At 74.2% G+C, this 17,669-nt stretch carries 17 protein-coding genes; 7 read left to right on the top strand and 10 right to left on the bottom strand.

What is annotated here, in order from left to right:
- Positions 1 to 8: 8 nt before the first annotated feature.
- Entirely contained in the window at positions 9 to 812 is an 804-nt protein-coding gene (gene trpC, locus AB0C17_RS05545) for an indole-3-glycerol phosphate synthase TrpC (protein ID WP_357381170.1), read from the bottom strand.
- 444 nt (positions 813 to 1,256) lie between these two features.
- On the opposite strand from trpC, the gene AB0C17_RS05540 reads away from it, so the two are divergent.
- Complete coding sequence (locus tag AB0C17_RS05540) at positions 1,257 to 1,532, top strand: hypothetical protein (RefSeq protein WP_357381168.1); 276 nt, start codon at positions 1,257 to 1,259, stop codon at positions 1,530 to 1,532.
- Here AB0C17_RS05540 and AB0C17_RS05535 read toward each other — a convergent pair.
- The 4 genes from AB0C17_RS05535 to AB0C17_RS05520 form a co-directional block, all read right to left on the bottom strand.
- Positions 1,525 to 2,082, bottom strand: a complete 558-nt coding sequence (locus AB0C17_RS05535; RefSeq protein ID WP_357380868.1) for a Trp biosynthesis-associated membrane protein — start codon at positions 2,080 to 2,082, stop codon at positions 1,525 to 1,527. The two genes, AB0C17_RS05540 and AB0C17_RS05535, sit on opposite strands and share 8 nt — an antisense overlap.
- On the bottom strand, positions 2,079 to 3,632 hold the full coding sequence (locus AB0C17_RS05530) for an anthranilate synthase component I (RefSeq protein ID WP_357380866.1): 1,554 nt from the start codon (positions 3,630 to 3,632) through the stop codon (positions 2,079 to 2,081). The genes AB0C17_RS05535 and AB0C17_RS05530 overlap by 4 nt, the downstream gene beginning before the upstream one ends.
- On the bottom strand, positions 3,629 to 4,042 hold the full coding sequence (gene hisI, locus AB0C17_RS05525; RefSeq protein WP_357380864.1) for a phosphoribosyl-AMP cyclohydrolase: 414 nt from the start codon (positions 4,040 to 4,042) through the stop codon (positions 3,629 to 3,631). The genes AB0C17_RS05530 and hisI overlap by 4 nt, the downstream gene beginning before the upstream one ends.
- Before the next feature lie 82 nt (positions 4,043 to 4,124).
- Positions 4,125 to 4,514, bottom strand: coding sequence for a MerR family transcriptional regulator (locus tag AB0C17_RS05520; RefSeq protein WP_013287558.1), 390 nt, complete (start codon positions 4,512 to 4,514; stop codon positions 4,125 to 4,127).
- A gap of 110 nt (positions 4,515 to 4,624) precedes the next feature.
- Here AB0C17_RS05520 and AB0C17_RS05515 point away from each other — a divergent pair, with 110 nt between their 5' ends.
- Genes AB0C17_RS05515 through AB0C17_RS05505 form a run of 3 tightly spaced genes read left to right on the top strand, consistent with a single transcriptional unit; the run spans position 4,625 to position 6,692 of the window.
- Entirely contained in the window at positions 4,625 to 5,347 is a 723-nt protein-coding gene (locus AB0C17_RS05515) for an ABC transporter ATP-binding protein (RefSeq protein WP_357469513.1), read from the top strand.
- On the top strand, positions 5,344 to 6,099 hold the full coding sequence (locus tag AB0C17_RS05510) for an ABC transporter permease (protein WP_357380859.1): 756 nt from the start codon (positions 5,344 to 5,346) through the stop codon (positions 6,097 to 6,099). Before AB0C17_RS05515 ends, AB0C17_RS05510 begins: the two co-directional genes overlap by 4 nt.
- Complete coding sequence (locus AB0C17_RS05505) at positions 6,096 to 6,692, top strand: TetR family transcriptional regulator (protein WP_357469518.1); 597 nt, start codon at positions 6,096 to 6,098, stop codon at positions 6,690 to 6,692. The genes AB0C17_RS05510 and AB0C17_RS05505 overlap by 4 nt, the downstream gene beginning before the upstream one ends.
- 43 nt (positions 6,693 to 6,735) lie before the next feature.
- On the opposite strand, the gene AB0C17_RS05500 is transcribed toward AB0C17_RS05505, so the two are convergent.
- On the bottom strand, positions 6,736 to 7,467 hold the full coding sequence (locus AB0C17_RS05500) for a DUF2470 domain-containing protein (RefSeq protein ID WP_357476784.1): 732 nt from the start codon (positions 7,465 to 7,467) through the stop codon (positions 6,736 to 6,738).
- Positions 7,468 to 7,534: 67 nt separating this feature from the next.
- Between AB0C17_RS05500 and rpsD the strand changes: the two genes are divergently transcribed.
- Positions 7,535 to 8,143 carry a 30S ribosomal protein S4 gene (gene rpsD, locus AB0C17_RS05495; RefSeq protein WP_357380853.1) on the top strand — a complete coding sequence of 203 codons (609 nt, stop codon included), beginning with the start codon at positions 7,535 to 7,537 and terminating at the stop codon, positions 8,141 to 8,143.
- 66 nt (positions 8,144 to 8,209) lie between these two features.
- On the opposite strand, the gene AB0C17_RS05490 is transcribed toward rpsD, so the two are convergent.
- Positions 8,210 to 10,000, bottom strand: a complete 1,791-nt coding sequence (locus AB0C17_RS05490; RefSeq protein ID WP_357476781.1) for an ABC transporter ATP-binding protein — start codon at positions 9,998 to 10,000, stop codon at positions 8,210 to 8,212.
- Complete coding sequence (locus AB0C17_RS05485; protein ID WP_357476779.1) at positions 9,997 to 11,865, bottom strand: ABC transporter ATP-binding protein; 1,869 nt, start codon at positions 11,863 to 11,865, stop codon at positions 9,997 to 9,999. The genes AB0C17_RS05490 and AB0C17_RS05485 overlap by 4 nt, the downstream gene beginning before the upstream one ends.
- 191 nt (positions 11,866 to 12,056) lie before the next feature.
- On the opposite strand from AB0C17_RS05485, the gene AB0C17_RS05480 reads away from it, so the two are divergent.
- Both AB0C17_RS05480 and AB0C17_RS05475 read left to right on the top strand, forming a co-directional pair.
- Positions 12,057 to 12,686: a TIGR03085 family metal-binding protein gene (locus AB0C17_RS05480; RefSeq protein ID WP_357476776.1), complete on the top strand. Its 630-nt coding sequence runs from the start codon at positions 12,057 to 12,059 to the stop codon at positions 12,684 to 12,686.
- A 266-nt stretch (positions 12,687 to 12,952) separates the two neighbouring features.
- Positions 12,953 to 14,779 (top strand): long-chain fatty acid--CoA ligase, encoded by a 1,827-nt coding sequence (locus AB0C17_RS05475; protein ID WP_357476773.1) that lies wholly within the window; start codon positions 12,953 to 12,955, stop codon positions 14,777 to 14,779.
- A 53-nt stretch (positions 14,780 to 14,832) separates the two neighbouring features.
- Here AB0C17_RS05475 and AB0C17_RS05470 read toward each other — a convergent pair whose 3' ends face one another.
- Together AB0C17_RS05470 and AB0C17_RS05465 are read right to left on the bottom strand one after the other, a co-directional pair.
- Positions 14,833 to 16,143, bottom strand: coding sequence for a low temperature requirement protein A (locus AB0C17_RS05470; protein ID WP_357380842.1), 1,311 nt, complete (start codon positions 16,141 to 16,143; stop codon positions 14,833 to 14,835).
- Between the two features lie 72 nt (positions 16,144 to 16,215).
- On the bottom strand, positions 16,216 to 17,667 hold the full coding sequence (locus tag AB0C17_RS05465) for a PLP-dependent aminotransferase family protein (protein ID WP_357476770.1): 1,452 nt from the start codon (positions 17,665 to 17,667) through the stop codon (positions 16,216 to 16,218).
- Between the last annotated feature and the right edge of the window lie 2 nt (positions 17,668 to 17,669).

The raw sequence follows: 17,669 nt of genomic DNA, 5'->3' as shown, positions 1-17,669 counted from the left end.
CCGGCGGCTCAGCGCACCGGGCGGGGCGTGGCCGGGTGGTTACCGGCGTTTACCAGCTCGGCGACGGCTTCGCGTGGGCTCTTCTGGGTGACCAGGCCCTCGCCCACCAGCACGGCGTCGGCGCCGGCGGAGGCGTACCGGATCAGGTCGTGCGGACCGCGCACCCCGGACTCGGCGATCTTGACGACGCTGCTGGGCAGGCCGGGCGCGATCCGCTCGAACACCGAGCGGTCGACCTCAAGCGTACGCAGGTCGCGGGCGTTCACGCCGATGACCTGCGCGCCGGCCTCCAGGGCGCGGTCCGCCTCCTCCTCGGTGTGCACCTCGACCAGCGCGGTCATGCCCAGCGACTCGATCCGCTCCAGCAGGCCGACAAGCGCGTTCTGCTCCAGCGCGGCGACGATCAGCAGCACCATGTCGGCGCCGTGCGCGCGGGCCTCGTGCACCTGGTAGCTGGAGACGACGAAGTCCTTGCGCAGCACCGGCACGTTCACCGCGGCCCGCACCGCCGCCAGGTCGTCGAGCGACCCGCCGAACCAGCGGCCCTCGGTCAGCACGCTGATCGCCCGCGCGCCACCTGCCGCGTAGTCCCCGGCCAGGTCGGCCGGGTCGGCGATTTCGGCCAGCCGCCCCTTGGACGGCGACGAGCGCTTCACCTCGGCGATCACGGCCACGCCGGCCCGGCGCAGGGCCGCGTACGCGTCGAGCGGTGGTGGCGCCGCGGCGGCCAGTTCACGGATCCGCTCCAGCGGAACCTGCTCCTGGCGCCGGGCCACGTCCTCACGTACGCCGGCCAGGATCTCGTCGAGCACCCCTGCGGACGGCGCCGCTCCGGCGTCGTCCCCCTCCGCGTGCGCATGCTCAGCAGTCACCAACGGACTCCCCTCTCCGGGCGTCATGGGCCGATGCTAGGGGGCGCCACCTGGCGACGAGTGCCGGGGGGTATGGCGCACCTCACGACATGGGCTGTGGCATGATGGCCGACTTGCGGTGAACGCCATGTCACGCAGCGCCACCACTGGCATCGACCGTCACCCATCCCTATCTCACCACGATCGTTCCGGGCCCGCAGGACGGGCTCCGGCGGGCGGCTGTGACCAAGGTCAAGGACCTCCGGCCCTGCCCAGGTAGTACCCGGTGCGACACCGTTGACCTGTGCTTCACGACGGCGAAACGTGTGCCCGGAAGCATCGTCGTCGGGCACACTCGACGCCGGCGGCTGCCGACCGTCGCAAACGATCTCGTGTGGGGTGACCATGAACGCCAACGGGCCGACCCAGGGCATCGGCTTGACCACCATCTCCCGTACCGTCGCCTCCCTCGCCGTCGGCGTGGTGGACACGCTGGAGCGCGCGGTGGCCGGGGACGGCCGGACGCGTACCGCCCGGGGCAACGCCTGGGAGGCGGTGTGCGCCGACCGGGCCCGCGCCGAGCAGCGCCGCGAGCTGGAGCGGCTGGTGGCCGAGCTGACCGCCGCGCGCGCCGCGGCCCGGAGGCGCCGCGACGCGCGCGAGGCGCAGCCGGTCAGCTGACCGTCGGGTCCTCGCCCCGGTCCAGCGCGTCCCACGCGTCCCGGGTGCCGCGCTCGACCGCTGGCCGGCCGGGCTCGTCCGCCGGAGCGGGCCGCCGCTCGTACCGGGCGCCCATCGCCGGCCAGCCGTCGCCGCGCAGCGCGGTGAACGCGCCGCCGGCCGCCAGGGCGAGGCCGCCGGCCAGCACAAGTGCCGGCCACTGCCGGCTCACCCCGCCCTCGGTCAGGCCGATCCCGCCGCCGACCGCCACGGCCACGCCGATGCCGGCCAGCAGCACCCCCAGCAGGCGGCGCAGCCGTCCCCGGGTGGCGAGCACCGCGCCACCACCTGCCAGCCCCACGTAGGTCAGCGCCAGCACCCACGGCAGCAGCTCCGTACCGGTGCGCTCGGCCCGCCCGGACGGCAGCGACCCCCGGGCGGTCACCTCCACCGCCCAGGTCCGGGTCACCGCCCAGCAGGCCAGGCCGGCGCCGGCCAGGCAGAGCAGCACCGCGTACGCCAGTTCGCGCCGGCCGCGGGCCGGTGGCGCGGTGGCGCCGGGCGCGCTCACCGGGCCGCCCGCAGCGTCTCGGCGGCCGCGATGGCGGCGAGCACGGCGGCGGCCTTGCTGCGCGTCTCCCGGTCCTCGGCGGCGGGGTCGGAATCGGCCACGATGCCGGCCCCGGCCTGGACGTAGGCGCGGCCGTCGCGGATCAGCGCGGTACGGATCGCGATGGCCATGTCGAGGTCGCCGCCGAAGGCGAAGTAGCCGACGGTGCCGCCGTAGACACCGCGCCGGACCGGCTCCAGCTCCTCGATGATCTCCATGGCACGCACCTTGGGCGCCCCGCTGAGCGTCCCGGCGGGGAACGTCGCGGCCAGCGCGTCGAACGCGGTGCGGTCGTCGCGCAGCTCGCCCACGACAGTGGAGACGATGTGCATGACGTGGCTGTAGCGCTCGATGGTGGCGAACTCGGGCACCTCGACGGTGCCCGGCCGGCACACCCGGCCCAGGTCGTTGCGGCCCAGGTCGACGAGCATCACGTGCTCGGCGCGCTCCTTGGGGTCGGCGAGCAGCTCGGCGGCGAGCCGGGCGTCGCCGTCCGGGGAGCCGCCGCGCGGACGGGTGCCGGCGATCGGGTGCAGCAGCGCCCGTCGCCGCCCGTCCGGGCCGGCGCTGACCTTGAGGTGCGCCTCCGGCGACGAGCCGACGATGTCGAAGCCGTCGAAGCGCAGCAGGTACATGTACGGGCTGGGGTTCGTGGTGCGCAGCACCCGGTAGACGTCGAGCGGGTCGGCGTCGGTGGGGCGCTCGAAGCGCTGGCTGAGCACGATCTGGAAGCACTCGCCGGCCCGGATCGCCTCCTTGGCCGTCTCCACCGCCTTCGGGTAGCCGCCCTCGGGGGTACGGCTGACCACCTCGCCGACGCCGGGCCGGCCCACCGTCGAGACCATGGGCGGAATCGGTCGGGACAGCGCTGTGGTCATCGCGTCGAGGCGACCGACGGCGTGGTGGTACGCGGCCTCGACCCGCTCGTCCCGCCCGGGGGTGTCCAGCGGCGGCAGCACCGCGTTGGCGACCAGGATCGCCGAACCCTCGTAGTGGTCAAGGACCACCAGATCGGTCGCGAGCATCATGCCCAGCTCGGGCACGTCCAGCTCGTCCTCGGTCAGCTCGGGCAGGCGCTCGAAGCGGCGGACCAGGTCGTACGCGAGGTAGCCGACCAGGCCGCCGGTCAGCGGCGGCATGTCGCCGGCCGGGTCCCAGGCCGGCCCGGCCAGCGCCGCGACCGACTCGCGCAGCACGGTGACCGGGTCGCCGGAGGTGGGCACGCCGGCCGGCGGGGTGCCGGTCCAGCTCGCCGCGCCGTCGCGCTCGGTGAGCGTGGCGCTGCTGCGTACGCCGATGAACGAGTAGCGCGACCAGGCCGTGCCCGCCGAGCCGACGCCCTGTTCGGCGGACTCCAGCAGGAACGTGCCGGGGCCGCCGGCCAGCTTGCGGTAGACCCCGACCGGTGTCTCCGCGTCGGCGAGCAGCCGCCGGGTCACCGGTACGACCCGCCAGCGGGCGGCCAGGTCGGCGAAGGTGGACCGGTCCGGGTGGACCGTGCCGTCGGTCACGGGGTCGCCTCCGGGGAGCTGACCGGCAGTTCGGTGAAGAAGCAGGTGCGCTGCCCGGTGTGGCAGGCCGCGCCGACCTGTTCCACGCCGACCAGCAGCGCGTCGCCGTCGCAGTCCAGCGCCACCGAGCGCACGTACTGGTGGTTGCCCGAGGTGGCGCCCTTGACCCAGTACTCGCCGCGGCTGCGCGACCAGTAGGTGGCCCGCCCGGTGGTGAGCGTGCGGTGCAGCGCCTCGTCGTCCATCCAGGCGACCATCAGCACCTCGCCCGTGTCGTGGGCGCGGACCACGGCGGCGACCAGGCCGTCCGGGGTGCGGCGGAGCTTCGCGGCGATGGCCGGGTCGAGCCGGGACGGGCGGGCCGGTCCGGGAGTGGGGGCGCCGGTCAGCGGCGCGTCAGGAGCGGGCACGGTTGACCATTCTCCCGCACGCGGCCCGGGCCGTGCCGACGTGTCCCGGGAGACGGGCGGCTCGCGCCTCCGGCGGGGGCGTTCAGCCGGATTCCTCCTCCGCCCGGCGGTACGCGTCGATCTTGTGTTCGAGAACCTTCAGGTCCTCCTCCAGCTCGGCCATCCGGGCCAGCACCCGGGCCCGGTGCGCCTCGAACAGCGCCCGCCGCGCGCCGAGCGTGCTGTCCCCGTGCCGGGCCAGTTCGGCGTAGCGGCGCATGTCGCGCACCGGCATCCCGGTGCGCCGCAGCCGGGTGAGCAGGAACAGCCAGTTGACGTCGGACTCGGTGTAGCGCCGGCGGCCGGACGAGTCCCGCCCGACGCGGCCCACCAGGCCCTCCTGCTCGTACCAGCGCAGCGTGTAGGTGGTCAGGCCGACCCGTTCCGCCGCCTCACCCACGGTGAGGCTCATCTCCCGCGTGCTGATGTCCACGCCCTTCAGGCTTCCAGTTCGAGCGCACTCGAAGTCAAGTCCCTCATTGCCAGGGACGGGGAATTCACCTACCGTTGAGTTCAACGGGTGATGAATTGACGGAGGCGAGCATGGACGACGCGGTGTCGGTCCGCGAGCTGGTGGTCGACCGGGGCGGACGGCGGGTGCTGCACGGCATCACCTGCGCGGTGCCCCGGGGCAGCGTCACCGGACTGCTCGGGCCCAGCGGCAGCGGCAAGACCACGCTGATGCGCGCGGTGGTCGGCGTGCAGACGATCGGCGCCGGCACCGTCGACGTGCTCGGCCGCCCGGCCGGCTCGGCCGACCTGCGCCGCCGGGTGGGTTACCTGACCCAGGCGCCGAGCGTCTACGCCGACCTGACGGTGCGGGAGAACGCCCGCTACTTCGCGGTGCTCCAGGGCCGGGGCCGCGCCGAGGCCGACCGCGCGGTCGCCGACGTCGGCCTGGCGACCGCAGCCGACCAGCTCGTCGGCACGCTCTCCGGCGGCCAGCGCAGCCGCGCCTCGCTGGCCTGCGCGCTCGTCGGCGAACCGGAGCTTGTCGTCCTCGACGAACCCACAGTGGGCCAGGACCCGGTGCTGCGGGCCGACCTGTGGGCCCGGTTCCACGCCATGGCCGCGAACGGCACCACGCTGCTGGTCTCCAGCCACGTGATGGACGAGGCCGCCCGCTGCGACCGGCTGCTGCTGATCCGCGAGGGCCGGCTGATCGCCGACGACACCCCGGCGGCGGTCCGCGCCACCACCGGGACCGACGACCTGGAGGAGGCGTTCCTGCGCCTGATCCGCGACGCCGAGGGAGAGGCGCGATGAACGGACGCATCCTGGCCGCCACCACCGGGCGCATCCTGCGCCAGCTCCGGCACGACCGGCGGACCGTGGCGCTGCTCGTGGTGGTGCCGTCGGTGCTGCTCACGCTCGTCTACTTCATGTACGTCGACCAGCCCGCCCCGCCCGGCGCGCCCAGCACGTTCGACCGGGTGGCCCTGATCATGCTGGGCTTCTTCCCGTTCATCATCATGTTCCTGGTGACAAGCATCGCCATGCTGCGCGAGCGCACCACCGGCACGCTGGAGCGCCTGCTCACCACGCCGCTGGGCAAGCTGGACCTGCTGTTCGGGTACGGCATCGCGTTCGGCCTGGCCGGGGTGCTCCAGTCCACAGTGGCATCGGTGGTCGCGTACCGGGTGTTCGGCCTGGAGACCGCGGGCAGCGCGTGGCTGGTCGTGCTGATCGCCGGGGTGAACGCGGTCCTGGCGGTGGCGCTCGGCCTGTTCTGCTCGGCGTTCGCCCGCACCGAGTTCCAGGCGGTCCAGTTCATGCCGGTGGTGGTGGCCCCGCAGCTGCTGTTGTGCGGCCTGTTCGTGCCGCGCGGCGAGATGGCCGGCTGGCTCCAGGCGGTCAGCGACGCGCTGCCGCTGTCGTACGCGGTCGAGGCGTTGCAGGAGGTCGGCGCGCACGCCGAGCCGACCGGGACGATGTGGCGGGACGTGGCGATCGTGGCCGGGGCGGCGGTGGCGGCGCTGGTGCTTGCCGCCGCGACGCTGCGCCGGCGCAGCGGGTGAACGCGCGGCGCACCGGGCGGCGGCCCGGCAACCCGGACACCCGCGAGGCCATCCTCACCGCGGCGCGGGAGGCCTTCGCCGAGCGCGGCTTCGACGCCACGTCGATCCGGGCCGTCGCCACCGCGTCCGGCGTGGACCCGGCGCTCGTGCACCACTACTTCGGCGGCAAGGAGGAGCTGTTCCGGGCCGCGACGGCGTTCCCGGCCGACCCGGGGCGGCTGCTGCCTGTGGTGCTCGACGGCAGCCCGGAAGCGGTGGGCGAGCGGATGGTCCGGGTGTTCCTGGAGGTCTGGGACTCCCCCGCCGGCACCGCCGGGGTGGCGCTGCTGCGTTCGGCGGTGAGCAACGACTGGACCGCCCGGCTGCTGCGCGAGTTCCTGGTCACGCAGGTGCTGCGCCGGGTGCTCGACCATCTCGACGTCGACCCGGCGCAGCGCGCGCTGCGCGGCGGGCTGGTCGCCACCCAGCTCGCCGGGCTGGCCATGATGCGGTACGTGCTCCGCCTCGACGCGGTGGCCGGCGCCGAGCCGGCGACGCTGGTGGCCGCCGTCGGCCCGACGGTCCAGCGTTACCTCACCGGCGACATCGCCTGAGCCGCCCCCGTGCCGTGCGGCGCCGACGGCCGGTCCGGCCGGCTCAGGCCGCGGCCCGGGGGCAGAGCATCGGGTGGAGCAGGCGGGACAGCTCCGCCACGTCGGCGACGGGCCGGGCAAAGGCGAGCCGGGCCCGCCGGGTCGCCCCGGGCCGCCCGTGCGCGACCACCAGCCCGTACCTGTCGATCCGGACCACCCGCGGGGTGCGGTCGCCGGTCAGGGCCAGCCGCCGCCGCAGGTAGTCGCCGACCTGTTCGCCGTGGTGGTCGGTCAGGTCGGCCAGCAGCTCGGCCTCGACCGGGTGCAGCGGGTCCGGTTCGGCCTCCGCGTACGCCTCGGGGTCGATCCGGCGCACGCGCCCGGCGCGTTCCCAGCGGGCCTCGGCCACCTCGAATCGGTGCAGGTGGAACCGCCTGCCCACGTCGAGCAGGTCACCGACCGGGTCGGTGGCGGCGAAGTCGACCGCCGCGTCGCGCGCCTCGTCCCCGTCCAGCCGCGTCGCCCAGCCGGACACCCAGGCCCGGCCGAGCGAGGGCGCCCCGGCGGCGGGCGGCAGGTCGAGCACGTCGAGCACGGTGGCCACGTCGGTGTCACCGGACGGCGGCACGAGCGCCGCGGCGAGGTCACTGACGACGGGCACGAGCAGCAGGACCCGCCCGTCGGCGTCGACGGCGTGCCGGGCCTGGTGCGGGCCGGGCTGCCGGGCCAGGTGGATGAGGGCGGGCAACCGGCCCGCGACCAGGGTTCGCACGATCTCCGCCGGGCTGGGTCGCATGATCCCGACCTCCTCAACATAGGTTAGGCTTGCCTAAGTAGAAGGCTAGACGATCGGAGACCTCCGCGTGAACCACCCCCGGCCCAAGGCCCGGCTCTCCCGCGCCCTCGGCATCCCGCTGACCCGCAAGTGCGTGCGGTACTTCGAGCGACGCCCCTACCCGCCGGGTGTGCACGGCCGCTCCCGCCGCACCACCTCCGACTACCAGGTACGGCTGCTGGAGAAGCAGCGGCTGCGCCACCAGTACAACGTCAGCGAGGCCCAGCTCCGCCGGCTGTTCGACGAGGCGGCCCGGGGCGCCGGCAAGACCGGCGAGACGCTCGTCGCGCTTCTGGAGCGGCGCCTCGACGCGGTGGTGCTGCGGGCCGGGCTCGCGCGCAGCGTCTACCAGGCCCGCCAGCTCGTCGCACACGGCCACATCACAGTCGACGGGCGCAAGGTCGACCGGCCGTCGTACCGGCTGCGGCCCGGCCAGGTGGTCGGCGTACGCGAGCGCAGCCGCGCGCTGCCGCCGTTCCAGCTCGCCGCCACCGGTGCGCACGCCGACGCGCAGCCCCGGCCGTACCTCTCGGCGCAGCCGGCCGAGCTGCGCGCCACGCTGGTGCGCGAACCGGCCCGGCACGAGGTGCCGGTGGTCTGCGACGAGCAGCTCGTGGTGGAGTTCTACTCCCGCTGACCGCCGCTCCCGAGCAGACCCGCCAGGATCAGCGGGTCTGCTCCAACCCTGGTGGACCCGCCACGATCAGCGGGTCTGCTCCAACCAGGACGCGTACAACAGCGCGTACACCGAGTCCGGGTCGCGGACCAGCTCCTCGTGCGGGCCGCGCTGCACGATCCGGCCCCGGTCCACCACGATCACCTCGTCGGCGGCCTGCGCGGTGGACAGCCGGTGCGCGATGGCGAGCGTGGTCCGGCCCCGGGTTACCGCGTCCAGCGTCCGCTGCAGGCGGACCTCGGTGGCCGGGTCGACCGCGCTCGTCGCCTCGTCCAGCACCAGCAGGTCCGGGTCCGCGACGTACGCCCGGGCCAGCGCCACGAGCTGCCGCTCGCCGACGCTCAGCGCCTCCCCGCGCTCGCCGACCGGCGTGTCCAGCCCGGACGGCAGCCCGTCCAGCCAGTCCGACAGGCCCAGCTCGGCGAAGGCGGCGGTGAGCCGCTCGTCGGTCAGGTCCGGGCGGGCGAAGCGGACGTTCTCCCCGACCGTGGCGTCGAACAGGAAACCGTCCTGCGGCACCATCACCACCCGGGAACGCAGCGAGTCGAAGCGCACCTGACGCAGGTCCACCCCGGACAGCAGCACCGCCCCCTCGGTCGGGTCCATCAGCCGGGTGAGCAGCTTGGCGAACGTGGTCTTGCCGCTTCCGGTCTCGCCCACCACCGCCACCCGGCTCTTCGCCGGGATGTCGAGCGTCACGCCGTGCAGCACCGGCGGCCCCCCGGGATAGGCGAACGTCACACCGGCGAACCGGGCGTCCAGCGGCCCGGGCGGCAGCTTCCGGCCCTGCTCGCCCGGGTCTGCCACGTCCGGTGAGACGTCCAGCACGTCGAGCACCCGACGCCAGCCGGCGATCGCGTTCTGCGCCTCGTTCAGCACCTCGGTGGCGATCTGCACCGGCTGGATGAACAGCGTGACCAGGAACAGGAACGCGGTGAGCTGGCCGACAGTGAGCGTGCCGTCCACGCCGAGGCTGACCCCGACCACCACCACGCCGGCCAGCGCCAGCCCGGCGGCCAGCTCCCCCACCGAGCTGCCCATGATGCTGATCCGGATCGCCCGCTGCTGGGCCACCCGCTGCCCGTCGATGGCCGTGTCCAGCCGCCGCGCGGTGCGCCCGGCGATGCCGTACGCCCGGATCACCGGCGCGCCCACCACGCTCTCGCCGATCGCGCCGAGCAGCGTGCCGGTGCGCTGCCGCACCAGCCCGTACGCTCCGGCGAGGCGGCGCTGCAACCGCCGGATCACCAGCACCGCGGGCGCGAACGCGACGAGCACCACGAGCGTCAACTGCCAGGAGTACGCGAGCATCACGGCGGTGGTCACCAGCAACTGACCCAGGTTGACGATCAGGATCACGCCGCCCCACTGGAGGAACTGGGTGATCTGGTCGACGTCGCTGGTGACCCGGGAGACCAGCGAACCGCGCCGCTCGGACTGCTGGTGCAGCATGGAGAGGTCGTGCACGTGCCGGAACGCCCGGGTACGCACCCCGGCCAGCGCGGTCTCGCTCACCGTGAACAACCGGCGCATCATCAGGTAGCCGCACGCGGTGGTGAGCACCAGCACCCCGGCGGTGATCGCCACGGTGAGCGAGATGACGTTCAGGTCGAGGCCGCCGACGATGCCGTGGTCGATACCGCGCTGCACCGCCACCGGCACCGCGACCCGGCCGACCATGTAGACCAGCGCCAGCGCCAGCGTGCCGGCCAGGCCGGTACGCAGCTCCGGGGAGAGCGCCAGCCCGCGCCGCAGCGTCCGCCAGGTCGACTCGGCGGCCTCGGTGTTCCGGTCCGCCTCCGCCGTCGTCGCGCTCACCGGTCCACCTCCAGGCCCGAGGTCAACGGGGTGACCTCGTCGTACGTCCGATTCTGCTCGCGTTCCTGCTCGGCCTGCTCGTACGCGGTGACCAGGTCGGCGTACCCGGGCACGGCGGCCAGCAGCTCGGTGTGGGTGCCGCGCGCCACCACCCGGCCCTGCTCCACGTAGATCACCTCGTCGGCGAGGGCGATGGTGGCCCGGCGGTACGCCACCACCAGGATGGACGCCGGGGCGCCGCCGTCGGCCGGTGCGCGCAGACCGGCCAGGATGGCCGCCTCGACCCGTGGGTCGACGGCGCTCGTGGCGTCGTCGAGCACCAGCAGCCGGGGTCGCCCGGCGAGCGCCCGGGCCAGCGTCAGCCGTTGGCGCTGCCCGCCGGACAGCGACGTGCCCCGCTCGCCGACCATGGTGTCCAGCCCGTCCGGCAGCGCCGCCACGAAGCCGTCCGCCTCGGCCAGCCGCAGCGCCGCCCACACCTCGTCGTCGCCGATGCCGGCCCGGTCCAGCGCGATGTTGGCCCGGACCGTGTCGTCGAAGACGAACGGCACCTGCGCCACGAGCGCCACCGTCTCGGCCAGCGACGCGGCGGTCAGCTCCCGCACGTTTACGCCGTCCAGCATGACCCGCCCGGCGCCCGGGTCGACCAGGCGCACGGCCAGCGAGGTGATCGTGGACTTGCCCGCGCCGGTGGGGCCGACCAGGGCGACCGTCTTCCCGGCCGGCACGGTGAACGTCACCTCGCCGAGCACCTGGGCGCCGGGCAGGTGCGCCTCGGCCGGCTCGTACGCGAAGTGCACGTCGTCGAAGGCGAGGGTGGCCGGCTCCCGGGTGGACCGGTCGAGCGTCCTCGTGCCGTACGGCATCTCGCCGGTCGCGTCCAGCACCCGGCGGACCCGGTCCCATCCCGCGACGCTGCGCGGCAGCTCGGCCAGCACCCAGCCGATGGCACGGACCGGGAAGGCCAGCACGGTGAACAGGAACGCGACGCTGACCAGCTCGGTCACCGTGAGCGCGCCCTGCCGCAGCCGCAGCGCGCCGACCACCAGGACGGCGAGCGTGCCGAGGCTGGGCAGCGTCTCCAGCATCGGGTCGAACACGCCCCGCAGCCGGCCGACCGAGATCAGCGCGTCGCGCAGCTCGCCGGCGCGGGAGGCGAAGCGGGCCGTCTCCTGTGCCTCGCGGCCCATCGTCTTGACCACCAGAGCGCCGTCGAAGCTCTCGTGCGCGATGCCGCTGACCTCGGCCCGCAGCCGCTGCGCCCGGGCCTGGCGGGGTGCCATCCGGCGGGAGTAGACCACGTTGAGCGCGAACAGCGCGGGGAACACCGCGAGGCCGACCAGAGCCAGCGCCCAGTCGGTGAAGAACAGCGAGACCACCGCGCCGACGAGCATCACCAGCGTGCCGACCGCGAACGGCAGCGGCGCGATCGGGTACCAGGCCGCCTCCACGTCGGAGTTGGCGTTCGAGAGCAGCGTGCCGGTGGAGTTGCGGTGGTGCCAGGAAAGCGGCAGTTCCAGGTAGCGGCGGGTGACCCGGCGGCGGTAGGCGGCCTGGAGCCGGTACTGCATGTAGCCGGCGCCGAGGCGGCGGCCGAAGATGCCGACGACCCGCAGCACGCTGATGCCGAACAGCGCGGCGGCGGCGAGCGCCAGCCCTCCGCCGGCCACCTCGCCGCGCTCCACGGCCGGCACGACCACCTCGCCGACCACCGCGCCGACGACGTACGCGCTGGCGATCACCAGGAGGCCGAACAGCACGCTGCCGCTGACCGCGACCGCGAAGATCCGCGGCTGTTCCCGGATGGCCCGGCCGAGCACCCGTAGCCCTCTGCCGAGCACGTCCCGACTTGTCCCGCTCGCCACGCTGTCCCCCGCCGTAAGCCGCAGTTTTCTCCCCCATCCTTACCGTTCCCCGGCGCTCACGCCGACCCGGCCGGGATATGTCCGCCGTCACGTTCGCACGGAGCTGGGCGGACACCGGCCGGATCGATCGCGCGGCGGGGTCCGGCCGGGCGTGGCGCGCCGATCGGCCGGGACGGGCCTACGATCAGGGGATGCCGCGGTACGCCCGAACGGAGCGCGAGGCGCTCGCCGACCTGATGCTCGAACTGGGACCGGACGCGCCGACCGTCAACGAGGGGTGGACCACCCGTGACCTGGCGGCGCACCTGCTGGTGCGGGAGCGCCGGCCGGACGCGGCCGGCGGGATCCTGCTGCCGCCGCTGCGTGGCTACGGCGAGTCGGTGCGCCGGCGGATCGCCGCCGGGCCGTACGCCGACCTGATCGCCCGGGTACGCCGCCCCCCGGTGTGGAGCCCGGTGAGCAACCCCCTCACCGACGAGCTCGCCAACGGGATGGAGTTCTTCATCCACCACGAGGACGTGCGACGGGCCCGGCCCGGCTGGCACCCGCGCGAGCTGCCGGCCGGGCAGCAGGCGGTGCTGTGGAAGCGGGCGTCCCTGCTGGCCCGGATGGCGCTGCGGCGGTTCCCGGCCGAGGTCCTGGTGCAGGCGCCGGGGCACGGCGAACTGCGGGCCGGCGGTGGCGGCGAACGACTGCGGGTGGTGGGCGCGCCGGGTGAGCTGGTGCTGTTCCTCACCGGGCGGCAGCGGGTGGCCCGGGTGCAGGTGGACGGCCCGGCCGAGAGCGCCGAGCGTCTGCGTACCGCCGCACTGGGCCTGTGACCGACGAGCGGTGACCGCTCGCCCGCCGGCTGTCGGAGGTGGACGCCGGGAGATCGACGCCTGTCAGCGCGACGCCGCGCCCGGGCCACCGGCGACCGGTTCCGTGCCGCCCGGCCGGCACGCCTGAGCCGGTTCCAGCAGGCGGGACCGGTGGCTACGCGGCCGATCAGGGCTAGCCGCTGGCCGGGTGCAGGCAATACCCTTCGGTAACCGCAGACCGACGTGACCCCCGTCACGTCCCTCCACCCCTGAAGGCGGCTACAGCGATGGCTCTCGATGTACCGTACCGTTCCGTACCGGACATGTTCCTCAAGCGCGTGGCGGACTCCCCCGACCGGCACGCCTTCGCCCACCCCGCACCCGACGACTCGGGCCCGGTCTGGCTGACGTGGGAGCAGGTCGGGCAGCGCGCCAAGGCGATAGCCGCCGGGCTGCACGGGCTCGGTGTCGGCCTGGAGAACCCGGTGGCGATTCTGGCCAACACGCGCCTGGACTGGGTGCTCGCCGACTTCGGCATCATGTGCGCCGGTGGTGCCACCACCACCGTCTACCCCACCACCGAGCCCGAGGACGCGGTCTACATCATCGCCGACTCCGGCTCGAAGGTGCTGTTCGCGGAGAACCAGGCGCAGGCGGCGAAGATCGCCGGGGCGGACCTGCCCGCGTTGACCCACGTGGTGCTCTTCGACGGCACCCCCGACCCGGCGGCGGCCGTCCCGCAGCTCACCCTGGCCGAGCTGGAGGAGCGCGGCGCCGCGGCGCTGAGCGCCGAGCCGGACCTGATCGACACGCTCGTCGCCGGCATCGGCCCGGACCACCTGGCCACTCTCATCTACACGTCGGGCACCACCGGCCGCCCGAAGGGCGTTGAGCTGCTGCACGGCGGCTGGTGCTGGGAGGGCGTGGCGCAGGCCGACCTGGGCCTGCTGCGCGTCGACGACCTGCAATACCTGTGGCTGCCGCTGTCGCACTCGTTCGGCAAGACGCTTCTCTGCGGCGCCACCCACGTCGGCCTGCCCACCTACGTCGACGGCCGGGTGGACAAGCTCGTCGACCTGCTCGGCGTGGTGCAGCCGACGCTCATGTGCGGTGCGCCCCGGGTCTTCGAGAAGGTCTACAACAAGGCGGTCACTACCGCGCAGGGCGCCGGTGGCGCCAAGGCCAAGATCTTCGCCTGGGGCGTCGCGGTGGGCAAGGAGAAGGTCGCGCTGGAGCAGGCCGGCAAGCCGGTCCCGGCCGGGCTGCGGATGAAGTACGCGCTCGCCGAGAAGCTCGTGTTCAGCAAGCTCCAGGCACGGCTCGGCGGCCGGATGCGGGTGCTGGTCTCCGGCGCGGCACCGCTGAGCAAGGAGATCGCCACCTTCTTCGCCGCCGCCAACCTGCCCATCTCCGAGGGCTACGGACTGACCGAGACCAGCGCCGGCGCGTTCGTGAACCCGCCCGACGGGCTGAAGATCGGCAGCGTGGGCCGGGCCATGGGCGACCTGGAGTGCCGGATCGACACCGACGGTGAGGTCCTGCTGCGCGGCAAGCCGGTCATGCGCGGCTACCACAACCTGCCGGAGGAGACCGCCGCCGCGTTCACCGATGACGGCTTCTTCCGCACCGGCGACATCGGCACGCTCGACGCCGACGGCTACCTGCGCATCACCGACCGGAAGAAGGACCTGGTCAAGACGTCCGGTGGCAAGTACGTCGCGCCGTCGCACATCGAGGGCATGTTCAAGGCGGTGTGCCCGTACACCTCGCAGGCGGTGGTGATCGGGCAGGCCCGCAACTACTGCACCATGCTCGTCACGCTCGACCCGGACGCGATCAAGGGCTGGGCCGCCGGCACGCCGCTTGAGGGCAGCGACTACACCACGATCGTCACCTCGCCGCAGGCGCGCGAGATGGTCGAGGGCTACGTCGCCGAGCTGAACGGCAGGCTCAACCGCTGGGAGACGATCAAGAAGGTGACGATCCTCCCCCGCGACCTCACCATCGAGGACGGCGAGGTCACGCCGTCGCTCAAGATCAAGCGTCGCAGTGTGGAGACGAACTTCGCCTCCGAGATCGACAAGATGTACGAGGGGACGCTCGCCGAGCTGTAGTCCGCACCGCGCCGGCCGTGCCCCACCGTCCCGGGGCACGGCCGCGTGCGTTCTCAGAGGTGCCCCTCCCGCCACCGGCTCTGCTCGGCCTCGGCGGCGATCTGCTCCTCCAGCGCGAGCCGGCGTACCCGGCGCCGGCGGTCGTCCTCCCCCCGGGTCTCCCAGGCGACGCCGGCGCAGGTGAGCACCGCCAGCGCGGCGAGCGCGTTCAGCTCGTGGAGCCGGGCGACGGCCGGGACGGCCGCGGCGAGCACCAGCACCGTCACCAGCAGCGGCGTCCGTGCCCGGCGCTCCGCCAGCCACCAGCACCCGGCGAGGCTGAGCAGGTAGATCCCGACGCCGCCGAACAGGACCCCGGCCCAGAGGACCCCCAGCTCCGGACCCCACGCGGGCGTCGTCGGTGAGGCGGCCTCGGCCAGCAGATCCTTGAGGCCGAGGGCGAAGAAGATGATCCCGGCGACCATCGGCAGGTGCAGGAACGTGTAGACGGTGCGGGCCAGCCGCAGCCGTGCGGCGGGGTCCCGGGCCTGGTGCAGGGCCTGTTCCAGCGCGAACCTCAGCGTGTCGAAGTACGCCCACCACAGCGCCGCCACGATCACCACGCCGAGCAACGCGGCGACCGCCACCGGGCCGGTGAGCGGCAGCCCGCGCTTCGGGCCGAGCCCGAGCGCGATGAGCGACTCGCCGAGCGCGACGAGCACGATCAGCGCGTGCCGCTCCGCCCAGTGCCCGGCCGAGATCACCACCCACCACTGGCGGGCGAGGATCGCCCCGGCGATGTACTCGACGAGCAGCGCCAGGGTCCAGAGCGCCAGTTGCAGCCCCACCGCGAACCGCCCGTGCGCCAGCCGGCCGGGCAGGGTGCCGGCGACGACCAGCAGCACCGTGGCCACTGTCGGGGCCAGGAAGCGTATCCGCAGTCCCCGGCGCCGGGCCGGGTCGGCGCGGTCGGCCCAGGCGAAGACGGTGAGCTGGGCGGTCCGGATCACGAAGTAGCACGCGGCGAAGACGAGCGGCCCGGGCAGCCAGCCCTCGCGGTTGGTGGCGAACGCGCTGGGTGTGCTGAGCACGAGCAGGAACGTCGCCGCCACGGTGACGACGCCGACCAGCGGCAGCATCCCCTGGTCGGCGCGGAACGCGTTGCCCATCCGGGCGAAGCCGGTCCACGACCACCAGAGCAGCGCCAGCACCAGCAGGAACCGGTAGAGGTTGACCGGCGTGAACACCGACGCGGTGAGCGTGGTGACGCTCAGGAACGCGAAGACGAAGACCAGGTCGTAGAAGAGCTCCACCCAGGTGGTCCGGGAACCCGGCGCGCTGCGCCGCACCGCCAGCGACCACCGGACCGCGTCCCCGTCTCCCACCCGGGCAGTGTGCGGGCACCGGCCCGCCCTCAGCCGGGGTTCGAGCGGATCACCACCGGATCGGGCGGGCGGTCAGGCGATGACGCTGGGTTCCCGCCACTGCGGGCGGCTGGTCCGGTCCAGGTCGTAGCGGACCGCGGCGAGCCGCCCGACCGCCTCCACCAGCTCGGCGGCGGGAAGCGTGAAGGGCAGCCGCAGGAAGCGCTCCAGCGTCCCGTCCAGGCCGAACCGGGGTCCGGGCGCCAGTCGTACGCCGACCTCCTCGGCCGCGCGGGCCAGCGCGCTGGAGATGGGACCGTCCAGCTCGGCCCAGAGCGTGACGCCGCCGCCGGGCACCCGCACCCGCCAGTCGGGCAGCCGGTCGGCGAGCGCCGCGACCAGGGCGTCCCGCTGTGTGACGAGCTGGGCCCGGCGGGCGGCCACGATGGCCGGCGCCTCGGTGAGCAGGTGCACTGCGACGAGCTGGTCGAGCACCGGGCTGGCCATGTCCACCCCGACCCGGGCCGCGGCCAGCCGCTGCACCTGGGGCGCGGAGGCGCGTACCCACCCGATCCGCAGCCCACCCCAGTAGGGCTTGCTCATGCCGCCGATGCTGATCACCCGGGAGTGCCTGTCGAAGACCGCCACCGGGGGCGGCAGCGTGTTGTCGTCGAGCGGCAGGTCGACGAAGGACTCGTCGACCACCAGGTCGGTGCCGGCCGCGTGGGCCGTCCCGACCAGCCGCTCGCGCAGGTCGGCCGCCATCAGGTGGCCGGTCGGGTTCTGGAACTCGGGGATCACGTACGCGAGCTTCGGCCGGGTCTGCCGCAGGCTGCCGAGCAGCAGTTCGGCGTCCCAGCCCTCGTCGGACAGGCCGTGCGTGGCGATCCTGGCCCGCCGGGCGGAGAGCGCGGCGAGCGCGTTGGGGTAGGTGGGCGACTCGACGAGCACCGCGCCGCCGGGCGACAGGGCCAGCCGCAGCACCAGGTCCAGCGCGTGCTGGGTGCCGTTGGTGACCATGATCTGCTCCGGGCTGGTGGGCAGGCCACGTTCGGTGTACCCGCGCGCCACCGCCTCGCGCAGCTCGATGATGCCGGTCGGGTGGTAGCCGGCGCCGCTGAGGTAGCGGGGCAGGTCCTCGGCCGCGGCCCGGGCGGCGGGGACGAGCTGCGGGGGCGCGGACAGCGCGGCCACCCCGAGGTCGATCATGTCGCGGTCGTCGAGCGGCGTCCACAGCCCGGTGCTGGCCACCCGGTGCCCGCCGGGCAGCATGGTCCAGCTGCCCGCGCCCCGGCGGCTGGCCAGGTGGCCGCTCTCCCGCAGTTCCCGGTACGCGGCGGTGACAGTGGTCCGGCTGATCCGCAGCGCCTCGGCCAGTTCCCGCTCGGCCGGCAGGCGTACCCCGAGGGGGAGGCGCCCGTCGGCGAGCAACCCGCGGACGGCGCCGGCGAGCGCGGCGTAGTCGGGGCTGCGCCGACGGCCTGGCAGTGCGTGCCACTGACCGAGGAGTCGCGCCAATTGGACGCCGCGCACCTGGCTGGTCATGG

Source organism: Micromonospora sp. NPDC048887 (assembly GCF_040649715.1).
GTDB lineage: Bacteria > Actinomycetota > Actinomycetes > Mycobacteriales > Micromonosporaceae > Micromonospora.
Note: the sequence above shows the minus strand (reverse complement) of the source record. Positions and strands in the feature narration are given on the sequence as shown.